This is a genomic window from Allosphingosinicella deserti (assembly GCF_003012735.1).
Taxonomy (GTDB): Bacteria; Pseudomonadota; Alphaproteobacteria; order Sphingomonadales; family Sphingomonadaceae; genus Allosphingosinicella; species Allosphingosinicella deserti.
In genome coordinates, this window is record NZ_PXYI01000011.1 from 17,921 (window position 1) to 36,896 (window position 18,976).

An 18,976-nucleotide genomic window follows, 5' to 3' on the forward strand; every position below is an offset into this window, starting at 1 on the left:
ATGTACGATGAGTCCCCTGGAACAAGTCCGATCTTATCTGCAAGGCGAAACTCCGCTGAAGGTATTTTACGACGCGGTGTCGCGCGACAAGGATCTGCAGGCGTATCTTGAGCAAGAAGTCCCTCTCCCTCGGTACATCGAGGAAGATACTCTGTTTCTGTACGTGATCAAACAGGAGCCGGGTAGCGTAGCGGCAGACCTGAACATCAAGGATGCGCTTGCACGCTTCCTGGTAGAGCTCGGAGTTGAGGCCGGCGTGGATCAAAGCTCCATGCGCAGTTATGAGTCGATCCTGGATGCAACCCCATCCTGGTTGGTCTTGCCCGACCATTACGCTACAGGGCTCATCAATCAGTTGCCTCAAGATTGCAGTCGAGCGGCCCGGATCAAACTCGCGAAAGAGCAGATCGCGCGAGACTTCCGCTATCTCAAGAGGCCGCCGAAGTGGCTTCAAACCGCAATGTGGCCTTGTGAAAACGGACGGCCGCTGATGTTCGTCGGCCAGATGGACGTCGGTGACCTGATGCACGATGACGCTCAGCTCTACGTGTTCTTCGATCCGGAGGTGAAAGCTTTCCATACTCTGCTGCAGGTTTGCTAAAGCATCGGGAGAGCGGGAGTTTGGTGGCGGCCCTCGCCGATCCTGACGACCGAACCCCCACGGCAGGAACCCACGCATTCTCGGGACTTGGAGACGAAGATGGGCAAGTATCTGCGAGTTGTAGAACCGAATTATGCAGGCGAGTATGGCGCACTCGCCGATGACAAGATTTTCGCGCGCATCGCGGAAGCCACGACGGTGTATGAGTATCGGCTGCAGAACGGGAAGGTCGGGACGGGGGGCATCAGCAAAGTGATCCTCCTTGGCCCGGCGGCAGAGCGCCGGGTCGAGGATCTTATCGGTGTCCTCCGCTACGAGCATCCGCTGGGCGAGAACCCCGAAGTCAACGCATTGCCGACGCCGCACGAGCGCTATGTCGGCGAAGCGCATTACGCATTGCGCACGTTGGGTGCCGATCGCGGGTGGGATCTTGATGCGCTCGAGACGGTCTATCGCGGGGTGAAGGATGTCGATTATCGGTTCAACGGTACCTGGGCCAAGCCCAAGTGGAATCTGCGCCGAAGCTGTGCCGTCGGAGTGGAGTGGCGGACGGGCCGGCAACTGGAACTGGGCTTTACCGTGAGCCCCAAGGGCGGCGAGACACGCTGGTTGCCGTTCCTCGCCTCGCCGATTGGGCTAGGCAAGATCGACACGGCGGCGGGCAAGCTGGTCTGGGAGGATGATCGGCATGCGCTGCTCTGGCACAGCAACAAACGCGACCGTTGGCGACTCGATACCGAGACGCTCCAGGCCGACTTCCTGTACGCGCCCGCCGAATGTGGAAACCCCCATGGCCAGTACGCCCTGGGCAAGATGTATCTCGATGGCAAATCGTGGGTTTCCGAGGACCGGGCCAAGGCGCTGTACTGGCTTCGGAAATCGGCGGATCAGGGGTTTGCGCGCGCTGAGCGCCTGCTCGCGACCTTGTGATGCGAGGCGTTCGACCGAAGTCGGACATGGCTTCGATCATGGAGGTGACATGAGTCGTATCGTCTTGGTGATAGATCCCGCGGGCGCTGTTCCTGCCTCCGTTGTCGTCCAGATCGCCCGTGTGTCCGGAACTGCTCTGTCGGAAACGAAGCGCGCGTTCCTGTCGGGCGAGCCGGTTCTCGACCTGGCCCTCTTCGATCGCAAGGACCCCCTCGGCACGACGCGGATCCTGGGCCTGTTGCGGGCATTGGAGGAAAGGGAGATCAGATACCGAGCCCGTGAGTTGACCGACGACATGGCCTACGACGCGAACGCGAACCATTTCGAGATCGATGCGATCACGCTCGAAAACATGATCGATGCCCACCGTGTATCCCTTTCCTACCAGTGTACGATCGGCTGGCTGGAGGATCCGGAGTGAGGGCGGCGACGCCGGGAGAAGCATGATGCAAGGAGAAGGCCCAGACCTCGTAACGGCGACGATCGGGGCGGCCGACGACCTGATCTCCTCCCTTGCGGCTGAGAGGCTCTATGCGATCTGCCTGCAGACCGCGGACGATGGAATGAGCGTCGGCCTCTGCGCCAACACCGAAGAGGGCTATGCCGAGAAACGGGAATCCGAGGCCGAGTTCGAGGACATGACCGCTCGCTACGAGGCCTATCTGCGCTGGACGCCGGCCGAGTGGCGCTACGAGATGATCGGCGACGCCCATCTCGTGGACGTGAATCGCGATCTCACTGCGGCCGCCCTCGACGCCAAGGAGGCGTTCGACACTCATTTCGATCGCCTGATCGAGGCGATGATCGACGCCCTCGCGACGCTGCGTGCCGAACGTGGGACTGCGCTCGACGGGATTACGCTGTTCGTGACGATCTCCGACAGCGAAGAGGCGGAGGCGATCGAGCATCGATCTGCGGTGCGGCTCAATCCGCCCGCACTGGCTGCTCCCTTCGTCGGCCGTTTCGAGTAGGCCGGACGGTGTCGAAGAAGGAGCCTGAATGATGACTGGCAATGCAATCGGGCGCTTCATGGACACCGCGCGGCGGGCCGGGATCGCCTTCGAAGCAACGCTGCCGTCGGTGATCGCCGACAAGGACGCAATCGACCGCCTCTTCGGGCAAGACATCGCGGAAGCCATCCAGCAATGTGGCTATCCCGGCGGCGTCGAGGTGCCGGGCATCGCCGAGGATCTCCTCATCTACCCGTTGGAGGAGATTGCCGCCCGCCAGGAGGGCTACCGATCCGGGGCCGGGGAGGAGCAGTGGGACAAGGATCATTGGGTCTTCGCCGATCGGTCCGCGGATCCGTTCACCGTCGGTACGGGTGGACGAATATTCTTCTCCCGGCACGGGCAGGGGGCGTGGTCCTACGAGTATCTCTGCGCCAACCTGCTCGTCTTCTTCGATCTCGCGTCGGCATGGATCGAGTTCTTCGTGATCGATAACCAGAGCCAGATCGTCGACGATGACTTTTCCGTGCTCCCCCAGAAACGGGCGGAGTTCGAAGCGCGGGTGGGGGCGCTCGGCGGCGAGATCGACCGGGAGGCCGCGGTGCCGGTGATGCTGGGAGACTGGAGCCGGCTGGTTCGCCCGCCGCCCCGCGGGGCTGTCGTGCGCCCCGCCCCCACATTCTGCTGCAAGCGGATCAGCGGCCGTTGGCGGACCAATGCGGCGGGTCGGTGATCAGTTTGTGAACCCCGTAGGTTGCGCCGACGGCGTGGAGTGCGGTGTTGGTGTTGCCGGATCGGGGCTGGTCGATGCGGTGGGTGCGCCCGGCGGCATCGACGACGTCGATCGCGTGATCCCAAGTGATCGTCATGTCGATGGCCGTGCCCTGGATATGGTTGGAGGTGAGCGACGGTTTGAAGCGGATCCCGAACAGCTCGACCATCGTCTGAGCCGCGCGCTTCGAGCTTCTGAGATCGCCGTGATCCCACAGGATGTCGACGTCGGGATTGGCGGGCACCGCGCCCGGCTGGATCTCTCCTGCAGCGATGCGCCAGGCATGGTGCATGATCCAGGCGCGGTGCACGTTCCGTCGCGTCGAGCTGACGCGCACGGTCGCCGGCGCGCGGCGGAGCGCCGTCAGGAAGCTCTCGACCTGGGTCGCGAAGGCGGGGGCAAGATCGCTGACCCGGTCGCTGTTCGGGAAACGGGCTTCGTTTGCCCGGAACCATCGCTCGCCGCTCAGCCGTGCCCGCCCCGCCGTGGCGCGCACGCGCTCCTGCATCAAGGCGGTCGGGGCGGTGGCCGAAAGCGCCGAAAAGGTGCGACCGACCGGCTCGACCCGTCCATCGGAGGGCACGCCCATCACGAGCGCCTGGAAGCGGCCGATCGCTGCAGTCGTGGCATCGTCGATGACGCCGTCGGTCCGCACCGGCGTGATCCCCATGTCCGCTGCGCGCAGGTTGAGGAGCTGCTGAACCGCGGCAACATCCGCCCGGACATTGGCGCCGTTCCTGCCCACCGACCCGGTGATCATCCTGCTCTCCCCTATTCGATGTTGTCGTCGTAGTCGGCGAGGGCGGCCTGAACCAGCCGGTTGGCGGCATGCGCGCGTTTCAGGCGGGCAAGCTCGGCGTCGGTGCCGGTGCAGAGACGTTTCAACTGCGCCTCGATCTGCTTGCGCCGCGCGGCATCATAGCCCTCTTCGCCGCGGAAATGATCGCAGCCGTCCCGGCGCGTGATGAAGGCACGAACGTCGGGGGGCAGCGCCCCTGCGCCCGCTTCGACCTTCGCGCCCGGCCCTGCCGCCGTGCAGGCGGACGCCAGGAGCGCAAGCAGAAGGAGACGCGTCATGCCAGGATCAACCCTTCGCTGACCAGAGTGCGCAGCCCCTTGTCGAGCGCCTCGGGCGTGTCGAGCCCGGCCTCTTGCCCGACGGCGACCAGCGCGGTGCGATCGCGGGTGCCGTCCAGGTGCGCGAGCAGGTGCCGCGGGCCGAATTCCTGGATGGTCATCAACCGATGATCGAGCGTGCAGATATTCTCCAGACCTTCGGCAAGCATGGCACGGATCAGCGGGCTGGCCCGCGGCCGTTCGCCGACTTCGCAGGCATAGGGCTCGGCTTCGGTGTAGAGATCGATGAGACCCGCGTTGAACATCTCGAACATCGCGATGCGGCGCGCCGGGGTGTCGACGAGTTCGGACACCCTGAGCCGGCGGGGACGCTGCTCGACGAGCCGGGTCAGCGCCTCGGCGAGCGGCGCATCCTGCACTTCGAAGACGTTCGCGTTGATCCGGAACATCCCCTCCTCGTCGCGAAGGCAGCGGGTGACTGCATAGAGCTGCCCGAGGGCCTGGTGGTCGATGGTTCTGCGCGGGATGCGATCCGCCCGCACCAGCAACGTCTGCCGGAAGAAGCGGAAATCCTGGTAATCGCGTGCGCCGAGAATGCGGAGCAATTGTGCCGACGGGTCGCCTGCGGCCTCGATGCCATCCGGCAGAAACGCATCGTTCATGCGCTCCCGGTCCGCGTCCCCGAGGAACTGAAGCCCGTTGGCACGAGCGGTTGCTTCGACGTCTGCCAGCGATTGCGGGTGGAAGTGGGGGCCGAGCTCGTCGTGGCAGAGAACCGACCAGGGCTTGTCGAGCGTGTGTTTGGCGGCGTCGCGAAGCGCGGCCTGGGCTGGATTCTGGCCGCCCTCCGGCTCGGCCGAAAGGGTCGTCAGATAGGCGCGTGCCGCACGCCAGCGGTCGGCGCCTTGCAGATCGCCGAGCTCGAGCAGCAGCGCATCGCGCAGCGCCTGCCTGAGATATCCGCCGGGAAGGGCATTGTAGCTGAGAAAGGCGACTCCGTCGGGCGCGAGCAACCGGCCGATCAGCGCCATGGTGGCCGACCGCACCTCGGCCGGCACCCAGGCGTAGATTCCGTGAGCGATGATATAGTCGAAGGGGCCCTCGAGGCGATGGTGCGCCTCGAGAATGTCGAGCACCTGCAATCCGGCATTGTCGAGCCCGGCGAGCGCGCGCCAGCGCTCCCCGCGCGCCACCGCGGTCGGCGCGAGATCGAATCCCTCGAAGCGCGCCTGCGGATGCGCTGCGGCCAGCGAGAGCAGGTTCATGCCATCGCCGGCACCGATCTCAAGCACCCGTGCCGTCGACACCGGCGGCGGCGCCAGCCCGGTGAGCCGCGCGATCACGGCCAGCCGTTCCGGCGCGGTCTGGCTGAAGATCGCGCTTGGATAGGCGATCTCGTCATATGGGGTCGGCGCCGGACCGCTCATGCCCTGCCGCCATGCGCAATCCGCAGCGCCGGAGAATGCAGGCGTGCGCAAAGCCGCTTGTGCTCCACCCGGACCTTCGCGTCGGTGATCCTGATCATTCGATCTGCATGTCCAATGTTTCCGCGACCCGCTTGTAGAAAGCGGCGGAGCGCGGGTTCTTCTGTGCCGCATAGCGGGCGCTCACGGCGCGCGCCGCGCGGGCCGCCACCCGAAAGGAATCGAGGCGTTCCTGCCATTCGGTATCGCGTGTTCCGATGTCGCCGTTGACGAACCGTCCGACGACGTAGCCATCGGCCAAATCAAGGACTCCGATGGCGGGGACGCCGTCGCGCAGCTCGCCGTAAAAGGCGGCGCTGCTCGCGCCTCCATCGCGGCGGCGCAGCATGCCGAGACCGTCCGCCTTGCCGCTGCGGCAGGCGCCCGCCCAATGGGTCGGACCCTCGGTCAGCGAGGCCGGCCTGACGAAGCGGCAACCGGTGGCCGGATCCTGCGACCAGGCCGAGCCGGGCACAGGCCTGAACGGAGACTCCGCAGCCGATGCGGGGAGCGCCAGACCTGCAAGCCCCAGGACGGCGCCCAGCAAGTGCGCGCCGTTCATGACGCGAAGCTCGCGATCAGGGACGTGCTGCATTCGAAATGCATACCGTCCTCGACTCCGAACCCGGCACCCCAATACCAGCCCCGGGCATTGAAGAAGGGCGCGAGCAGCAGAAGGCCGTGCTGGACCTTGCTGTCCCCGCGCGGATCGAGCCGTCCGCCGATCTTCAGATCGATGGCCGTGCCCCAGCTGTGATTGGAAATGGCAGTGGATGAGCCGCGTTGCAGGCGGCACACCGTCATCCCTGCCGAGCTGATTGCATTGTAGAGGGTCGGGACCGCGGCCTGCACGTCGCTCATCACCTGGCGGAGGCTCTGAACCGCCGGGCGCAGACCGGTGGCGCGGAACGGGCCGACCGATTCGGTGACGAGCATGCGCTTGAGACGCTCGTTGGTGATCGGCTGATCGTTCTGGCTGTAAGTCTCCCGCGGGGAGCCGAACTTCTCCAGCAACACCCGGTTGGACGGCGAGTGCAGGCCCTTGTTGATCGTGTTCCGTGCCGGCTTCGGCAGCAAGGTCGTGTAGGATATCGAATTATTGGCGGGGATCGGGGCCGGTGCCGATGCGGGGAGCGGCGAGGCTGCCGAATGCGTCGGCGGCGGAGACTCTGGCCCGGCTGAGGTCGCCGGCGACCATCCGGTGCGAACCGGGGTCCTCACCGGAGTCACGTAACGGATCGGGGTGGATCCGGGGAGACCCTGCCCGCCCACTTGTCCGGTGAGGTGTCGCCAGGTGGTCGCGTTCGGCTCCACCAGTCCGTCAGGGTGGCGCAGGAAGCCGTTCTGGTAGTGGATTATCGCGGAGATGGTCCTCGGCCCGCAGCGTCCGTCGACCAGTCCGAGGCGCATCCCGGCGCGTGTCAGCAGAGTCTGGACGGCGATCGTGTCGCTCCTCTCGTTCACCCCGTTGATCCCAACCGAACATCGCAAAGCTGCTGTCATGCGCCACTCCACTGCTGTTGCTGGTGTTGTTGCTGGCCGATGTGACTGTCCCGGCGGTCTTCTTCCTGTCTCCGGGCCGAGAAGCTTAAGCCGCCGCTCAGCGGGCGTCTATCGTCACGGCAACCGGGCCTGCCTCGGGAGCGGCGATTTCAATCGTCTCCGGGGCGGCCGGTGAAGCGGCCGCGCCGAGCTGGTCGCCGAACGCGTAGACGAAGCCCTGCGGACCGGCATCGACGTGGATCGATTCGGTCTCGTCGCCCCTGATCTGACGCTCGAGCAATGCGATCGACAGTTCCGGGAGCATCGTGTTGGTCAGGATCGCGTCGATCATGCGTCCGCCGGATGCGACCTCGTTGCAGCGGGAAACGATGAGATCGACGACCGCGTCGGCATAGCTGAAGCGGATCTTGTGATTGTCGCCGATCCGGCGCTCGACCCGCTTCAACTGAAGCCGAACGATGCTGCTGAGCATGTCCGGGCTGAGCGGGTAATAAGGCAGCACCAGCAGGCGGCCGAGCAATGCCGGCGGAAACACCTTGAGCAGTTCGGGGCGGAGCGCGCCGGCCAGCGCTTCGGGCTCGGGCTTCATCTCCTCGTCCTCGGAAAGGCTCATCACCAGATCGGTTCCGGCATTCGACGTCAGCAGGATGATCGTGTTCTTGAAATCGATGAAACGGCCTTCGCTGTCGTTCATGAAGCCCTTGTCAAAGACCTGGAAAAACATCTCGTGGACGTCCGGATGGGCCTTTTCGACCTCGTCGAGCAGCACCACCGAATAAGGGCGCCGGCGAACCGCTTCCGTGAGCACACCGCCCTGGCCGTAGCCGACATAGCCAGCCGGGGCGCCTTTGAGCGTCGAGACCGTGTGCGCCTCCTGGAACTCGCTCATGTTGATCACGATCAGCGAATCGTCGCCGGAAAAGAGCAGCTCCGCCAGCGCGTGCGCAGTCTCCGTCTTGCCGACGCCCGATGGGCCGCAGAGCATGAACACGCCAACCGGCTTGTTGGGATTGTCGAGCTTGGCACGGCTCGTCTGAATGCGTTTCGCGATCGCGTCCATCGCATGATCCTGCCCGACGACCCGCGCCTTCAGCTGATCGGCGATGGTGAGCACGCTCTGGATCTCGTCCTTGACCATCCGGCCGACGGGAATGCCGGTCCAGTCCCCGACCACGGCCGCCACCGCATCGTGATCGACGACGCCGAACACCATCGGCGCATCCTCTTGCGCCGCGCGCATCCCGGCGATCGCCTCGTCCAGGGCGGCACGGAGCTCAGCCTCCGTCTCCGGTGCCGCGTTCTCGCCATCGGCACGCGCATCGCGCAGCGCATCGCGAGCCTGCGTGACGGTCGCCAGCGCTTCCTTTTCGCGGGCCCATTTCGCATCGGCCGCCTCCAATGCGCTCCGTGCCTCGACCAGTTCCTCGTCGATACGATCGAGCCGGTCGTCGGCGCGATATTGGCCGGCCGCTTCCCGCGCGACGACGTCTCTTTCCACCTCCAGCAACTGCACCTTCCGGCGTCGGTCTTCCACCGGCGCAGGTGTCGCATGCTGGGAAACGGCGACCCGGGCGCACGCGGTGTCGAGAAGGCTCACCGCCTTGTCGGGCAGCTGCCGCGCCGGAACGTAACGCTGCGACAGCAGGACCGAAGCCGCGACGGCCTCGTCCAGTACGACGACTCCGTGATGGTCCTCCATCATCGGGGCGACGGAGCGCAGCATGTCGATGGCCCTGGGCGCTTCGGGCTCGCTGACGTCGACCGTCTGGAACCTCCGGGTAAGCGCAGGGTCCTTTTCGAAATATTGCCGGTATTCGGCGTAGGTGGTGGCGGCAATGGTCCTCAGCCGGCCGCGCGCCAGGGCCGGCTTCAGCAAATTGGCGGCGTCGCCGGTACCGGCCTGCCCGCCGGCCCCGATCAGGCTGTGGGCCTCGTCGATGAACAGCACGATCGGCGTCGGCGAGCTTTCCACTTCGTCGATCACCTGACGCAGACGCTTCTCGAACTCGCCCTTCATGCTCGCACCGGCCTGCATCAGCCCGATGTCGAGAGCCCGGAGCGAAATCCCGGTCAGTGCCGGCGGCACGTCTCCATCGACGATGCGCTTGGCGAAGCCTTCCACCACCGCCGTCTTGCCGACCCCGGCCTCTCCGACGAGGATCGGATTATTCTGGCGGCGGCGCAAAAGGATGTCGACCAGCTGCCGGATTTCGGCGTCGCGCCCAACGACCCCATCGATCTCGCCCGAGCGGGCCCTGGCGGTGAGGTCGATGGAGAATTTCGCCAGCGCTTCGCCGCCGGCGCTGCCGCCACCCGTGTTGCCGGGTTCCGCACCCGCAGAGACATTTGCGGGTGCGTCGACGATGGTCGTTTCGGAAGAACCGCCGACCAGGTGATCGAAATCCGTGCCGAGGGTCTCGACTGCGACCTTCCGCCACTCGCCGCTGAGCGAGAACAATGCGTTCCGCAGCGTCGGCGATTTCAGCATGCCGTGGAGAAGGTGCCCCGTGCGCACCCGGGCCGCTCCGAACTGGAGCGAAGCGTACAGCCAGCCCTTTTCGATCGCTTCCTCGATCTGTGGCGAGAAGTCCGAGATCGCGGTCGCGCCCCGGGGAAGCGCATCGAGCGCCGCCACGACGTCGGTGGTCAGCTTGGCATCGTCCAGGCCGAATGCCGATCGGATCGCGGCCACGTCGTTGCGCGGATCCTGTAACAGGATGTGCACCCAATGCGCCAGCTCCACATAGGGGTTGCCGCGCATCTTGCAGAAGCTGGTCGCCGTCTCGATGGCCTTGAGGGCGGTCGGGTTCAAGCGGCCGAACAAGGCGGTGCGGCTGATCTCGGTCATTGCAATTCCCCCGGTGCGCCATGGGCGATTCTGATACGGCGTAAATGAGCATCCGATCGGATGCGAGACGTCTTCTGCGGGCTCAACCACCCCGTCCATCCCAAACGGGTCCGGCCGTCGAGCCGGGCTGGAGGAACGAGCTGCTCCTCGAGTTCCAAGCGGATGTCCCATTCGAGGTGGCCAGGGGCGAACGCCTCGAGCGCTTCCGAGGCGATCGCGAACCGTTCGCTGGTCGGCAGAAGCCTTTCGAACTCGTCGGCCGATCGCGCGCGGATGACCACGCTGAACGCATCCGATGCCGTTCGAATGCGGCTGCCGAGCACCAGATCGTCGCCGAGGCGAGCGAAGCTGCGTCCCAGGCGGCTGCGGTCATCGACGGGAATCTCGCGCCAGCGGGGCTGGAACTGGTGGATCCGGACCGGTTGGCCGAGAAGCTGGCTGAGAGCATCCTCGATCGCGATGGCGCTGCGGCGGGACGCGAACAGGGCCGCATAATAGACCCGCGCCCGCTTCGGAAACAAAGCACGGTCGGATACGCCTTCGGCGGCGCCCGAGAGCGCTGCGAGATAGCCGGCGAACCGGTCGTCATCCGGTCGGTCGGCGTGGACGACAGGTTGGGAATCGCCCCAGGCACGGAAGAAGAATTGCAGCATGCGATTGGCGAGGACGTCCAGCCAGCGTCCGAACGGCCGCTTCTTCGCGTATCGGTGTTCGAAGGTCGCGAACTCGGTGAGGTGAATGGGCAGGGCGCCCTGCGGCCCGGTCAGCCCGAGCCAGTATCCGTTGAGCTGCGGTCGTCCGTTCCGGAACTCGACCGATTCCAGCGTCGGCGCCGGAAAGTGCATCGCCGGAACCTGGGCGAGATCGACGATGCTCTGGCTCGGCCGCCGCGCACGGCCGACGCGCGGAAGCTCCGGCGCGCGTGCCTCGGCTCCGCGCACCGCCGGGAACATGCCGAACCGCCGCGCAGCGTCGCCGACGCGCTTCAGGAAGCTCAGATGTTGTGTTGGCGGCCCATCCGCGGCGGCCATTGCGCGAACTCCCCTTCGTTCGGGCTGTAGAAGCTGCATTCGGTAAATGCGTTTATACTGGCGAACTCGGCCAGGAAGCGTTCGAGAACCGCAGTGAACAGGAACATGCCGCCCTTGTCGAAGGCGGCGTCGTCCAGCTTCATCCGGATGCGATGCCCGCGGGCCAGCGCCATCCGGTCGAGCCCGGGCACCCGGCGCATGACCTTGCTGGATCGGATGGCGAGGACGCCATCGATCTGCCGGCGGAGGGCCGCATCGTCCTGGCGGCCGTAAAGCGCGAGGTGATCGCGCAAGGCGGACGGATCCTCATGGTCCTCGGGCGCAAGCGTCATGTAATTGGGCGTGAGATGGGCGATGACCCGCCAGGCAGCATCGCCCAGGCCCAAAGGCGGCCGTGGGCGCGTGGGCGCTCGCAGCACCGAGATCGCGCGGGCGGGGACACCGGACGCCACGAAATGCTTATCGCCCCGAAAGGTGAGCAGCTCGGGGAGTTCCCGATTGGTGACCAGCGCCCGGACCGAAAGTTCATGGACATCCTCGATCCGCGCCGGGTCGCCTGGCGAGGTCAGGCTCAGCCAGGTTTCGGTGCCGACATATTCGCTGCGACGGCGCAGCCGCTGCTCACGAGTCGAGAGCCGCCGCGGCCGGAGCTGCGACGAGTAGAACAAGGCCTCGCGCCAATCATAAAGCAGCGCCCCGAAGGCGTAGAGCGGGGCGACCGTGCGGGCGTCGAGATTGTCGCGGGCATAGGCCTTCACCTCGAGCGGGCGGAACACTTCGAAATCGTAGCGCCGGGTGCGATCGGGGATGAGGTGATATTCATGCTCGTGCGGGCGGACCTGCACTCGATCGAGCTGCTTCTCGAAGAGGTTGATGGCCGGGCTCGCGTAGAGCTTGAAATTGCTGACATCGACGGCACGCGCCAGCACCGGCGACGACCGGCCAAACAGCAGCACGACGTCGCAGGCCTTGGGGGATGTTCGGAACGCGCGGTCGAGCTGCATCAATCGCGCGAACAGGAACCGCTCCGGGCAGGCGAAATATTCTGAGAGGAGCCGGTAACCGCGAAAGGCGCGCTGCTCGGCGGGGAGCAATGCATCTTCGTCCTCGAAGCCGACCTGTTCGGGCCGGGGCAGCGACATCCAGGCGGCATTGGCGGGCGCATCGGCGGAGCGGGCGAGCACCGCCTGCGTCTCTCCGATGAGCTGCCGGTACAATTCATTGGGCACAGCTTCCGCGCCATGAAGATAGAGTGGCAGCTCTTTCGGAAGCACCTGGGGCAGCTCGGCGCCCGCGGTCGCGGCGAAGCGCAATCGCAGGCCGGCTTCGGCCCGTACCTTGGCCGCCGCGGCAAAGGGCGCGACAGCAGCGCGGGTCGACAGATATTCCGCCTCGACGATCTTGAGCGGCCAAAGCGTTACGTCGTGACCGGTGCGGAAGATGACGGGGGCATTGTCCTGATCGGATGCCGTCGCGATCAATTGCGTACCCCTGGGGACGCGATGGCCCTTCAACAGGATCTGATCACCTTCCTGCGGCTCGAAGCCCGCGATGCAGATCGACGGCATCGGCGCCAGATAATGGGGCTGGATGGCGTGAAGCAGATGGGAGGTGAACTCCGGATACTGGTCCGCCATCTTGAGCTGCACGCGAGCGCCGAGATAGGCGACTCCTTCGAGCAGCCGTTCGACGTAAGGATCCGGATCCGTCGGGGTCTTGAGGCCGAGGCGCCCTGCGACGCTTTCATGCTCCTCGCCGAACTCGCGTGCGGCTTCGCGCAGATAGGTCAGTTCGTCGTTGTAGAAGCGCAGGAGCCGGGGATCCACGGCGCTACTCCCGCACGTCGACGGCGACCGTCTCCGGATCGACTTCGGTCCGGAACTTGACGGGCATCGCGTGGGCGGCGGCCGTGATGTCTCCCCGGATGACGAAGGTGACGGCATTGTGCCGGTCGGGATTGTCGGCGGGTTCGACGGTGAGCGAGCTTTCGGCCAGGCGCGGCTCGAACAGGCGGATCGCCCTGCGGATCTCGCGTGCGCGGTGGAGGATCGCACGGCGGGTGAGCGCCTTGCCGGCAAGGTCGCTCAGGCCATAGTTCAGGACCGAGCTCTGCACCTGCGGGTAAGGCGCCAGGTCGTGAAGGGCTTCGATATTGGTGGTGTTGAGCAGCCAGGCGAGCTCCCGGCGGATCGTCGCCCGCAAAGCCGCCTCGTTGAACCGTTCCAGCTTGGGGACGGCATAATGACGGAATTTCTCCCGCGAGACCTCGGGCGCCTCCGAATGGATGTCGCGCAACCCGGAAATCTCGATATCGGCGACGAGCTTGTCGAAAAGGGTCGGCGTCAGCCGATGGCGTACTGCCATGGGCTCAGGCGAAACTCAGTTCGCGCAGCGACAGAAGGGGATGATCCTCACCGCTGGAGAGCGTCCAGAGGCGCTGGCCGAGCCCGATCGCCACGCCTCCCGCATCCTTCCACGTGGTTGCATGTCCGAGCCGCTCGGCGGCGTTCGACGAGGTTTCCGATCCAGGATAGCGCGCCGGCAGGAAAGCGGCAACGGACTGGCCGGATTTGAAGGCGATCTGAACAGGGTACCAGATGAGATCCCGAAGATCCCGCGGTCCTTCGCTGGTGATGCGCGCGACCTGATCGAAGGCTTGCAGGCCGTACCGTCCGGCAACGATCACTTCGAAACAGGGACCGAAACGGGCGTCCGCGTCCGCGATCCAATCGAACGCCGTGCCGTTGAACGTACCGGGCGTATCGGGAGCCGCGTCGAAGGCGGTCGCCCTGGCGGCTTCTGCGGCCTCGAACCGGCCCTGGCCGAGTTCGGAGATCGCATCGATCACGCCTTCGGCCCACGGCGTTTCGATCTGCTGCCGGGCGCGTTGGCGACCGGCAAATACGTTCGCCCGTTCAACCTCGGCGTCGATCGCCTGACCGTATGTGAGGGCGAGCATCTGAGCTTCGCCCGAAAGCTGGGCAAGCGCTTGGAGTTGCCGCTTCGCCTTGTCCCATTCCCCGGCCGCTGCGAGCAGCTGGAACAGGAACATGCGCGCCTGCTGATTGGCAGGCTCTGCCCGGACGGTCTCGACAAGCGCGGTGCGCGCGCCGTCGAGATCGCCCGAACGAAGCAGCGTGTCGGCATCCGACATTCGTGCTGAGCCGTGGCTTAGCTGGCGACGTTCTGCCGGATGTCGTAGCTGGCCGTGACCACGCCGCCTTCCTTGCCACCGCTCCGGCTCTGCGGCTGGTAGTCGAAGGTCACCTTCGCGGTGTTGAACACGACCGATTCCATGATCGCGTCGCCATGGCTGGCACCCTGGTTGTCCACCGAGGAGACGATCACGTCTTCCAGCTTGATCTTGTAGTAGGTCAGCGGGTTCTTGTCGTCGCCGGCCTTCTGCGAATAGATGATGATCTCTTTGATGTGCTTGCCGGACGCGCAGGCGCTGAAGAGCTTCGGAGAGGCCTTGTCGACCTCCTTCACGATGGAGATATCGCGAATTTCCGCCTTGCCCGAGCCGCCGCCGGCGCCGCCGGTGTGGAACGAGCCGTGCTGGGCAGCACCGAAGTTGAACGAGATGATGTCGATCTCGCGCTCGTGGCCCTTCTTCTGGCTCTCGCCTTCGATGCCGTCGATTTTCAGGAACAAGTCAACTGCCATGGTCTACCTCCATAGATGCGCGATCCTCCGCGCGAACGAATATCAGCTTTGACTGTGACAATTTCGGGTCAAAGCAAGCGTGTGAGCCGTGTGGCCCACAGCCTATGCTGCCCGTGGCAGCCTAGACACCATGCTAAGCGCAATGTCCATGCCTTCAAGCTGATAATGCGGCACGAACATGAACTTACCCTTGTAGTATCCCGGGTTTTCTTCGTCTGGCACGACCTCGATTTTGGCATCCTTCAGGGGAAGTCTCGCCTTTGTCTCTTCGCTCGACGATGAGGGTGCGCCGTCCACATATTGCAGCACCCAATTGTGGAGATCCCGCTGCAACTGATCCGCCTCACGGTTTCCGCCTACCCAGTCGCGAACCATGCACTTGAGGTAGTGGGCGAAGCGGCAGCTGGCGAAGATGTACGGAAGCCGAGCCGAAAGATTGGCGTTCGCCGTGGCATCGACATTCTCGTAATTCTTCGGCCGATGCAGCGTCTGGGCGCCGATGAACGTGGCCTGGTCGGTATTCTTGCGGTGGATCAGCGCGATCATCCCGGCGGCCGAGAGCTCGGCCTCGCGCCGGTCGGAAATGGCGATTTCCGTCGGGCATTTGAGGTCGATCCCGCCCTCGTCGGTCGGGAAGGTGGCGGTCGGCAGTCCTTCGACCGTGCCTCCGGATTCGACGCCGCGGATGCGGGTGCACCAGCCGTAGGTGCTGAACGCATCGGTGATCCGCGTGCCCATCGCATAGGCGGCGTTCAGCCACAGATGCTTGTCGTGCTCACCCGTCGTATCTTCTTCGAAGTCGAACTCGTCAACGGGCTCCGTCTTCGCGCCATAGACCTGCCGGCCCAGGAAGCGCGGCATCGTCAACGCCATGTAACGGCTGTCCTCCGACGCGCGGAACGAACGCCAGGCCATATATTCCTGAGCATCAAACAATTTGCCGAGATCGCGCGGATTGGCGAGCTCGGTCCAGCTCTCCATGCCGAACAGCGGCGGTGCGGCTGCCGCAATGAACGGCGCGTGCGCGGCGGCACCGATCTTGGCGAGGCCCTTCATGACCTCGAGATTGGGGGCCGTGTGATCGAAATAATAATCGCAGATGAAGGCGCCGTACGGCTGTCCGCCGAGTTGCCCGAATTCGGACTCGTAGACCTTCTTGAACAATGGGCTCTGATCCCACGCGGCGTCGCGATACTGGCGGAACATCTTGCGACATTCCTCCTTGGACATGTTCATCACGCGGATTTTCATGTCCTTACCGGTCGACGTGTTCATCACCATGTAGTGGAGCCCGCGCCAAGCCGATTCGAGGGCCTGGAACTCCTGGTGGTGGATGATCTTGTTGACCTGCTCGGTGAGCTTGCGATCGATCGCCGCGCGCATTGCGTCGACGGTCGTATAGACGTCGTCGCCGATGATCGCGGCATTCTCGAGCGCCTGCTGCGCAAGGGTCTGCACGGCATCTTCGATACGGTTCTTGCGGACATCGTCCGCAGGCTTGAATTCCTTTTGCAGAAGCGCCGAGAAATCGTCGATCTCCGCGGCCTCGGCGAGGGGGCGATCGGTCTGCCCCTGAAGTGCCTCTTGCGCCATGTCGCCCTGTCTCCTCTTACGCCTGCTCGGCCGGCTTGGCTTCCGCCGCCGGTGCATCTTCGCCCGCCGGCTTGGCCGACGACAATGCGGACAGCAGCGCCGGATCCTTCAGAACTTTCTCCAGAAGCTCCTGCGCGCCGTCCTTGCCGTCCATGTAGATCAGCAAGTCCTGAAGCTGTTGCCGCGCCTCCAGAAGCTTGGCAAGCGCCGGAACTTTCTTGACGATCTCGGCCGGCGAAAAATCGTTGATGTTGCTGAACGTCAGGTCGACGCCGAGCTTGCCTTCATTGGTGAGCGTGTTCTCGACCGTGAAGGCAGCGCGCGGCGCGATCGCGTCCATGCGTTCGTCGAAATTGTCCATATCGAACTCGACGAAGTCACGTTTCGTGATCTCCTTCTTCTCGACATGGCTTTTTCCGGAAAGATCGGAGAGCACGCCCATGACGAACGGCAATTCGATCTTCTGCCGAGAGCCGTAGGTCTCGACTTCATATTCGATGTGGACGCGCGGCGCCCGGTTTTCCTTGATGAAGCGCTGTCCGCTTTTCGCAACCATGGGATTAGCCTTTCGATGGCAAAGTCAGCTTCGAACCCAGAATCTGTCGACGATACCGTTTCTCAGGTCAATATGCGGAGCTTTCATCTTCAGTGCGCGCCAAGAGCACAGACCCCGCTTCTGACACGCTTCCGGGAGCGATGTCGCGCAAAATCGCCATGAAATCCATATCAATCCAACCCCGAACCCGCCGCAGAGCAACGGGGATGGGGCTCGTCGGTTCCTTGCGCGCGTAATAATCGGCGATCGCGTCGAGCGCGCGCGCCACATCCTCGCGTGACTCGATCCGGCCCGTGCCGTTGCCCCGGGCGGTCCCTGCCGCGGCATCGGTCGACTCCTGTAGCTCGTCGGCGCTGGTTTCGGGTTCCGCGACATAGCTCACAAGGGATCGGCGGATACTGTCGAACGCCTGGTACGTGGATTTGAAATCGGTCCCGGTATCGTCGACGGCCCTGGCCATCAGCACGGTATCCACGCGGGCGATCGCCGCTTTCGCGGCCTCGATGGCCCGCACGGATTCAACCAGAACCTCCTGCGATGTCTCGCCCATGGCGTGCCGGAACATGCCGAACCCTTCGGCCTCATCCCCTTCGCGTTCGAACCGCTCGAGATCCTCCGCCGTGTAGGTGCCGAGCCGCGGATGATCGATCAGGACGATGCGCTTGAGCGGACCCAGGAAGGTGCCGATCCGCGTCAGCGACTCGCAGGGGCCCTTTCGGCCCTGAAAGCCATATTCCGCCAGGGACGGGTGGAGATCTTCCCAGTAGGTTTCTACCAGTCCGGCGAGCATCTCGCAGCCGGTCACCACCGTTTCCAGGCGGCCCATCTTCGCCCCGGCCCGTGCGAGGTAGATGGCGAGCCAGATATCCTTGGTCTGCTGGCTCTGCGCCTCGATCATCGAAACGACGCCGCGCCAATCGACGGAGGCTGCGTCCTCTTCGAACGCCTGCTCGATCTGCTGCCGCTCCGGATGATCGTAAAGATCGTCGCCGGCGGGCGACTCGTCCGACACCGGCGCAAGCAGATCCTGCACCCGCATCAACACGCATCTGCTCCTGCCAACGTCATGTTCCCCCTTGTCGCCGGTGTGGCAAGCCGATCACGCGATCAGCTTGGCCTCGACCCGGCGGTTGCGCGGGTCGCTCGCCTTGCGGCCCGGCAGCGGGTTGGTGGGGCCGAAGCCCCGGACTTCGACCCGCGACCGCTCGACGCCTTGCTGCGCAAGGAAATTGGCCACGGCCTCCGCGCGCCTGCGCGAGAGTTCCATGTTCAACGGAATCCCGCCGCGCGAGTCGGTATGCCCCTCGATGAGAAAGCGCTTGCCGCGCAGTTCCGGCATCAGCAGCGATTGCGCGAAGATTCGGGCTTTCGCCATGCCGTCGGACGTGATCGTGGCGGAGTTCAGATCGAAGCCGATCATCAAATCGGCGCGTGGCGCTTCGCTCGGGCGGAGGGCCGGCGTCGACGCCGCCGCTGACGCCGACGCATAACGGCTGCTCCTCGCCCGGTTCGCGGTTCTGGTTCCCTGTCGAGGCGGTGTTCTCCGATCGCTGCGCGCGATCGGCCGCGCCGCCGGTGCATTGGCCTGTGCCTGCGGCTCCGCGCCGGGACGTGCGAGTCGGAAGCCCTTGGTCGCGGGCGCCGCCCGGGTCGGCTGCTCGCCGGCGGGAGCATCGCCGCACTTGCCGGCAAACGTGCAGAGATAGCCTTCGACGGTGGGCTCTGGCTGGGTTTGGGCAATAGCGGGGGCCGAGCCGACCCCGATGATCAGACTCGCGATGGACCAAAGGACCGAAATTCGCATCAATTCCTCGCTGTCTCAGCCGATTCCCCTCGGCACCTTAGACATAAATTGACATGGCTCCCCCCACAAGGCTGAACCGCGTTGTGAACGTACATTAATCCCAGTGGCGCGCTTGAACCGCTCACCGCTATGAGCGAAAGAGCAAACGCCAAAATTGGTCGGGAGGCCGCTTTGCCGGGCAC

General features: G+C 64.7%; 20 protein-coding genes. 5 read left to right on the plus strand and 15 right to left on the minus strand.

All coding sequences use genetic code 11. The features are described from left to right. The first annotated feature begins 7 nt into the window (after positions 1-7). The 5 genes from C7I55_RS24185 to C7I55_RS24205 all read left to right on the plus strand — a co-directional run bounded on the left by C7I55_RS24185 (position 8) and on the right by C7I55_RS24205 (position 3,214). A complete protein-coding gene (locus tag C7I55_RS24185; protein ID WP_106515627.1) occupies positions 8-601 on the plus strand; it encodes a hypothetical protein in 594 nt (197 codons plus the stop codon). A gap of 99 nt (positions 602-700) precedes the next feature. Beyond that, on the plus strand, positions 701-1,531 hold the full coding sequence (locus C7I55_RS24190; protein WP_106515628.1) for a tetratricopeptide repeat protein: 831 nt from the start codon (positions 701-703) through the stop codon (positions 1,529-1,531). A 49-nt stretch (positions 1,532-1,580) separates the two neighbouring features. Then, complete coding sequence (locus C7I55_RS24195; RefSeq protein ID WP_106515629.1) at positions 1,581-1,952, plus strand: hypothetical protein; 372 nt, start codon at positions 1,581-1,583, stop codon at positions 1,950-1,952. 22 nt (positions 1,953-1,974) lie between these two features. Further along, complete coding sequence (locus tag C7I55_RS24200; RefSeq protein ID WP_158266570.1) at positions 1,975-2,502, plus strand: DUF4303 domain-containing protein; 528 nt, start codon at positions 1,975-1,977, stop codon at positions 2,500-2,502. 28 nt (positions 2,503-2,530) lie between these two features. Next, positions 2,531-3,214, plus strand: a complete 684-nt coding sequence (locus tag C7I55_RS24205) for a hypothetical protein (protein ID WP_106515631.1) — start codon at positions 2,531-2,533, stop codon at positions 3,212-3,214. On the opposite strand, the gene C7I55_RS24210 is transcribed toward C7I55_RS24205, so the two are convergent. From C7I55_RS24210 to C7I55_RS28590, 15 genes are all read right to left on the minus strand, one after another. Next, the gene (locus C7I55_RS24210) at positions 3,177-4,013 is read right to left on the minus strand and encodes a peptidoglycan-binding domain-containing protein (RefSeq protein ID WP_106515632.1); all 837 of its coding nucleotides are present in this window, start codon (positions 4,011-4,013) and stop codon (positions 3,177-3,179) included. The genes C7I55_RS24205 and C7I55_RS24210 overlap by 38 nt on opposite strands. Positions 4,014-4,024: 11 nt before the next feature. Then, a complete protein-coding gene (locus C7I55_RS24215; protein WP_106515633.1) occupies positions 4,025-4,330 on the minus strand; it encodes a hypothetical protein in 306 nt (101 codons plus the stop codon). Next, the gene (locus tag C7I55_RS24220; protein ID WP_158266571.1) at positions 4,327-5,757 is read right to left on the minus strand and encodes a class I SAM-dependent methyltransferase; all 1,431 of its coding nucleotides are present in this window, start codon (positions 5,755-5,757) and stop codon (positions 4,327-4,329) included. The genes C7I55_RS24215 and C7I55_RS24220 overlap by 4 nt, the downstream gene beginning before the upstream one ends. A gap of 94 nt (positions 5,758-5,851) precedes the next feature. After that, entirely contained in the window at positions 5,852-6,355 is a 504-nt protein-coding gene (locus C7I55_RS24225) for a hypothetical protein (RefSeq protein WP_106515635.1), read from the minus strand. Beyond that, positions 6,352-7,257 (minus strand): M15 family metallopeptidase, encoded by a 906-nt coding sequence (locus C7I55_RS24230; protein WP_199193039.1) that lies wholly within the window; start codon positions 7,255-7,257, stop codon positions 6,352-6,354. The genes C7I55_RS24225 and C7I55_RS24230 overlap by 4 nt, the downstream gene beginning before the upstream one ends. A 136-nt stretch (positions 7,258-7,393) precedes the next feature. Then, a complete protein-coding gene (gene tssH, locus C7I55_RS24235) occupies positions 7,394-10,144 on the minus strand; it encodes a type VI secretion system ATPase TssH (protein ID WP_106515637.1) in 2,751 nt (916 codons plus the stop codon). Next, on the minus strand, positions 10,141-11,175 hold the full coding sequence (gene tssG / locus C7I55_RS24240; protein WP_233222397.1) for a type VI secretion system baseplate subunit TssG: 1,035 nt from the start codon (positions 11,173-11,175) through the stop codon (positions 10,141-10,143). The genes tssH and tssG overlap by 4 nt, the downstream gene beginning before the upstream one ends. Further along, on the minus strand, positions 11,139-13,001 hold the full coding sequence (tssF, locus tag C7I55_RS24245; protein WP_158266572.1) for a type VI secretion system baseplate subunit TssF: 1,863 nt from the start codon (positions 12,999-13,001) through the stop codon (positions 11,139-11,141). The genes tssG and tssF overlap by 37 nt, the downstream gene beginning before the upstream one ends. 4 nt (positions 13,002-13,005) lie before the next feature. Next, positions 13,006-13,539, minus strand: a complete 534-nt coding sequence (tssE, locus tag C7I55_RS24250) for a type VI secretion system baseplate subunit TssE (protein ID WP_106515639.1) — start codon at positions 13,537-13,539, stop codon at positions 13,006-13,008. Positions 13,540-13,543: 4 nt separating this feature from the next. After that, on the minus strand, positions 13,544-14,329 hold the full coding sequence (locus C7I55_RS24255; protein WP_106515640.1) for a type VI secretion system accessory protein TagJ: 786 nt from the start codon (positions 14,327-14,329) through the stop codon (positions 13,544-13,546). Between the two features lie 17 nt (positions 14,330-14,346). Next, positions 14,347-14,841: an Hcp family type VI secretion system effector gene (locus tag C7I55_RS24260; RefSeq protein ID WP_106515641.1), complete on the minus strand. Its 495-nt coding sequence runs from the start codon at positions 14,839-14,841 to the stop codon at positions 14,347-14,349. 102 nt (positions 14,842-14,943) lie between these two features. Then, positions 14,944-16,434 (minus strand): type VI secretion system contractile sheath large subunit, encoded by a 1,491-nt coding sequence (gene tssC, locus C7I55_RS24265; protein WP_106515642.1) that lies wholly within the window; start codon positions 16,432-16,434, stop codon positions 14,944-14,946. Positions 16,435-16,450: 16 nt separating this feature from the next. Continuing rightward, entirely contained in the window at positions 16,451-16,990 is a 540-nt protein-coding gene (tssB, locus tag C7I55_RS24270; RefSeq protein WP_106515643.1) for a type VI secretion system contractile sheath small subunit, read from the minus strand. A gap of 67 nt (positions 16,991-17,057) precedes the next feature. Next, a complete protein-coding gene (locus C7I55_RS24275) occupies positions 17,058-18,029 on the minus strand; it encodes a type VI secretion system protein TssA (RefSeq protein ID WP_106515748.1) in 972 nt (323 codons plus the stop codon). A gap of 60 nt (positions 18,030-18,089) precedes the next feature. After that, positions 18,090-18,410 (minus strand): OmpA family protein, encoded by a 321-nt coding sequence (locus tag C7I55_RS28590; protein WP_199193043.1) that lies wholly within the window; start codon positions 18,408-18,410, stop codon positions 18,090-18,092. Between the last annotated feature and the right edge of the window lie 566 nt (positions 18,411-18,976).

Coding starts and splice junctions, on each gene's coding strand:
- C7I55_RS24185 (WP_106515627.1), top strand. CDS start 8: ATGAGTCCCCTGGAACAAGTCCGATCTTATCTGCAAGGCGAAACTCCG.
- C7I55_RS24190 (WP_106515628.1), top strand. CDS start 701: ATGGGCAAGTATCTGCGAGTTGTAGAACCGAATTATGCAGGCGAGTAT.
- C7I55_RS24195 (WP_106515629.1), top strand. CDS start 1,581: ATGAGTCGTATCGTCTTGGTGATAGATCCCGCGGGCGCTGTTCCTGCC.
- C7I55_RS24200 (WP_158266570.1), top strand. CDS start 1,975: ATGATGCAAGGAGAAGGCCCAGACCTCGTAACGGCGACGATCGGGGCG.
- C7I55_RS24205 (WP_106515631.1), top strand. CDS start 2,531: ATGATGACTGGCAATGCAATCGGGCGCTTCATGGACACCGCGCGGCGG.
- C7I55_RS24210 (WP_106515632.1), bottom strand. CDS start 4,013: ATGATCACCGGGTCGGTGGGCAGGAACGGCGCCAATGTCCGGGCGGAT.
- C7I55_RS24215 (WP_106515633.1), bottom strand. CDS start 4,330: ATGACGCGTCTCCTTCTGCTTGCGCTCCTGGCGTCCGCCTGCACGGCG.
- C7I55_RS24220 (WP_158266571.1), bottom strand. CDS start 5,757: ATGAGCGGTCCGGCGCCGACCCCATATGACGAGATCGCCTATCCAAGC.
- C7I55_RS24225 (WP_106515635.1), bottom strand. CDS start 6,355: ATGAACGGCGCGCACTTGCTGGGCGCCGTCCTGGGGCTTGCAGGTCTG.
- tssH (WP_106515637.1), bottom strand. CDS start 10,144: ATGACCGAGATCAGCCGCACCGCCTTGTTCGGCCGCTTGAACCCGACC.
- tssG (WP_233222397.1), bottom strand. CDS start 11,175: ATGGCCGCCGCGGATGGGCCGCCAACACAACATCTGAGCTTCCTGAAG.
- tssE (WP_106515639.1), bottom strand. CDS start 13,539: ATGGCAGTACGCCATCGGCTGACGCCGACCCTTTTCGACAAGCTCGTC.
- C7I55_RS24255 (WP_106515640.1), bottom strand. CDS start 14,329: ATGTCGGATGCCGACACGCTGCTTCGTTCGGGCGATCTCGACGGCGCG.
- C7I55_RS24260 (WP_106515641.1), bottom strand. CDS start 14,841: ATGGCAGTTGACTTGTTCCTGAAAATCGACGGCATCGAAGGCGAGAGC.
- tssC (WP_106515642.1), bottom strand. CDS start 16,434: ATGGCGCAAGAGGCACTTCAGGGGCAGACCGATCGCCCCCTCGCCGAG.
- tssB (WP_106515643.1), bottom strand. CDS start 16,990: ATGGTTGCGAAAAGCGGACAGCGCTTCATCAAGGAAAACCGGGCGCCG.
- C7I55_RS24275 (WP_106515748.1), bottom strand. CDS start 18,029: ATGCGGGTGCAGGATCTGCTTGCGCCGGTGTCGGACGAGTCGCCCGCC.
- C7I55_RS28590 (WP_199193043.1), bottom strand. CDS start 18,410: ATGATCGGCTTCGATCTGAACTCCGCCACGATCACGTCCGACGGCATG.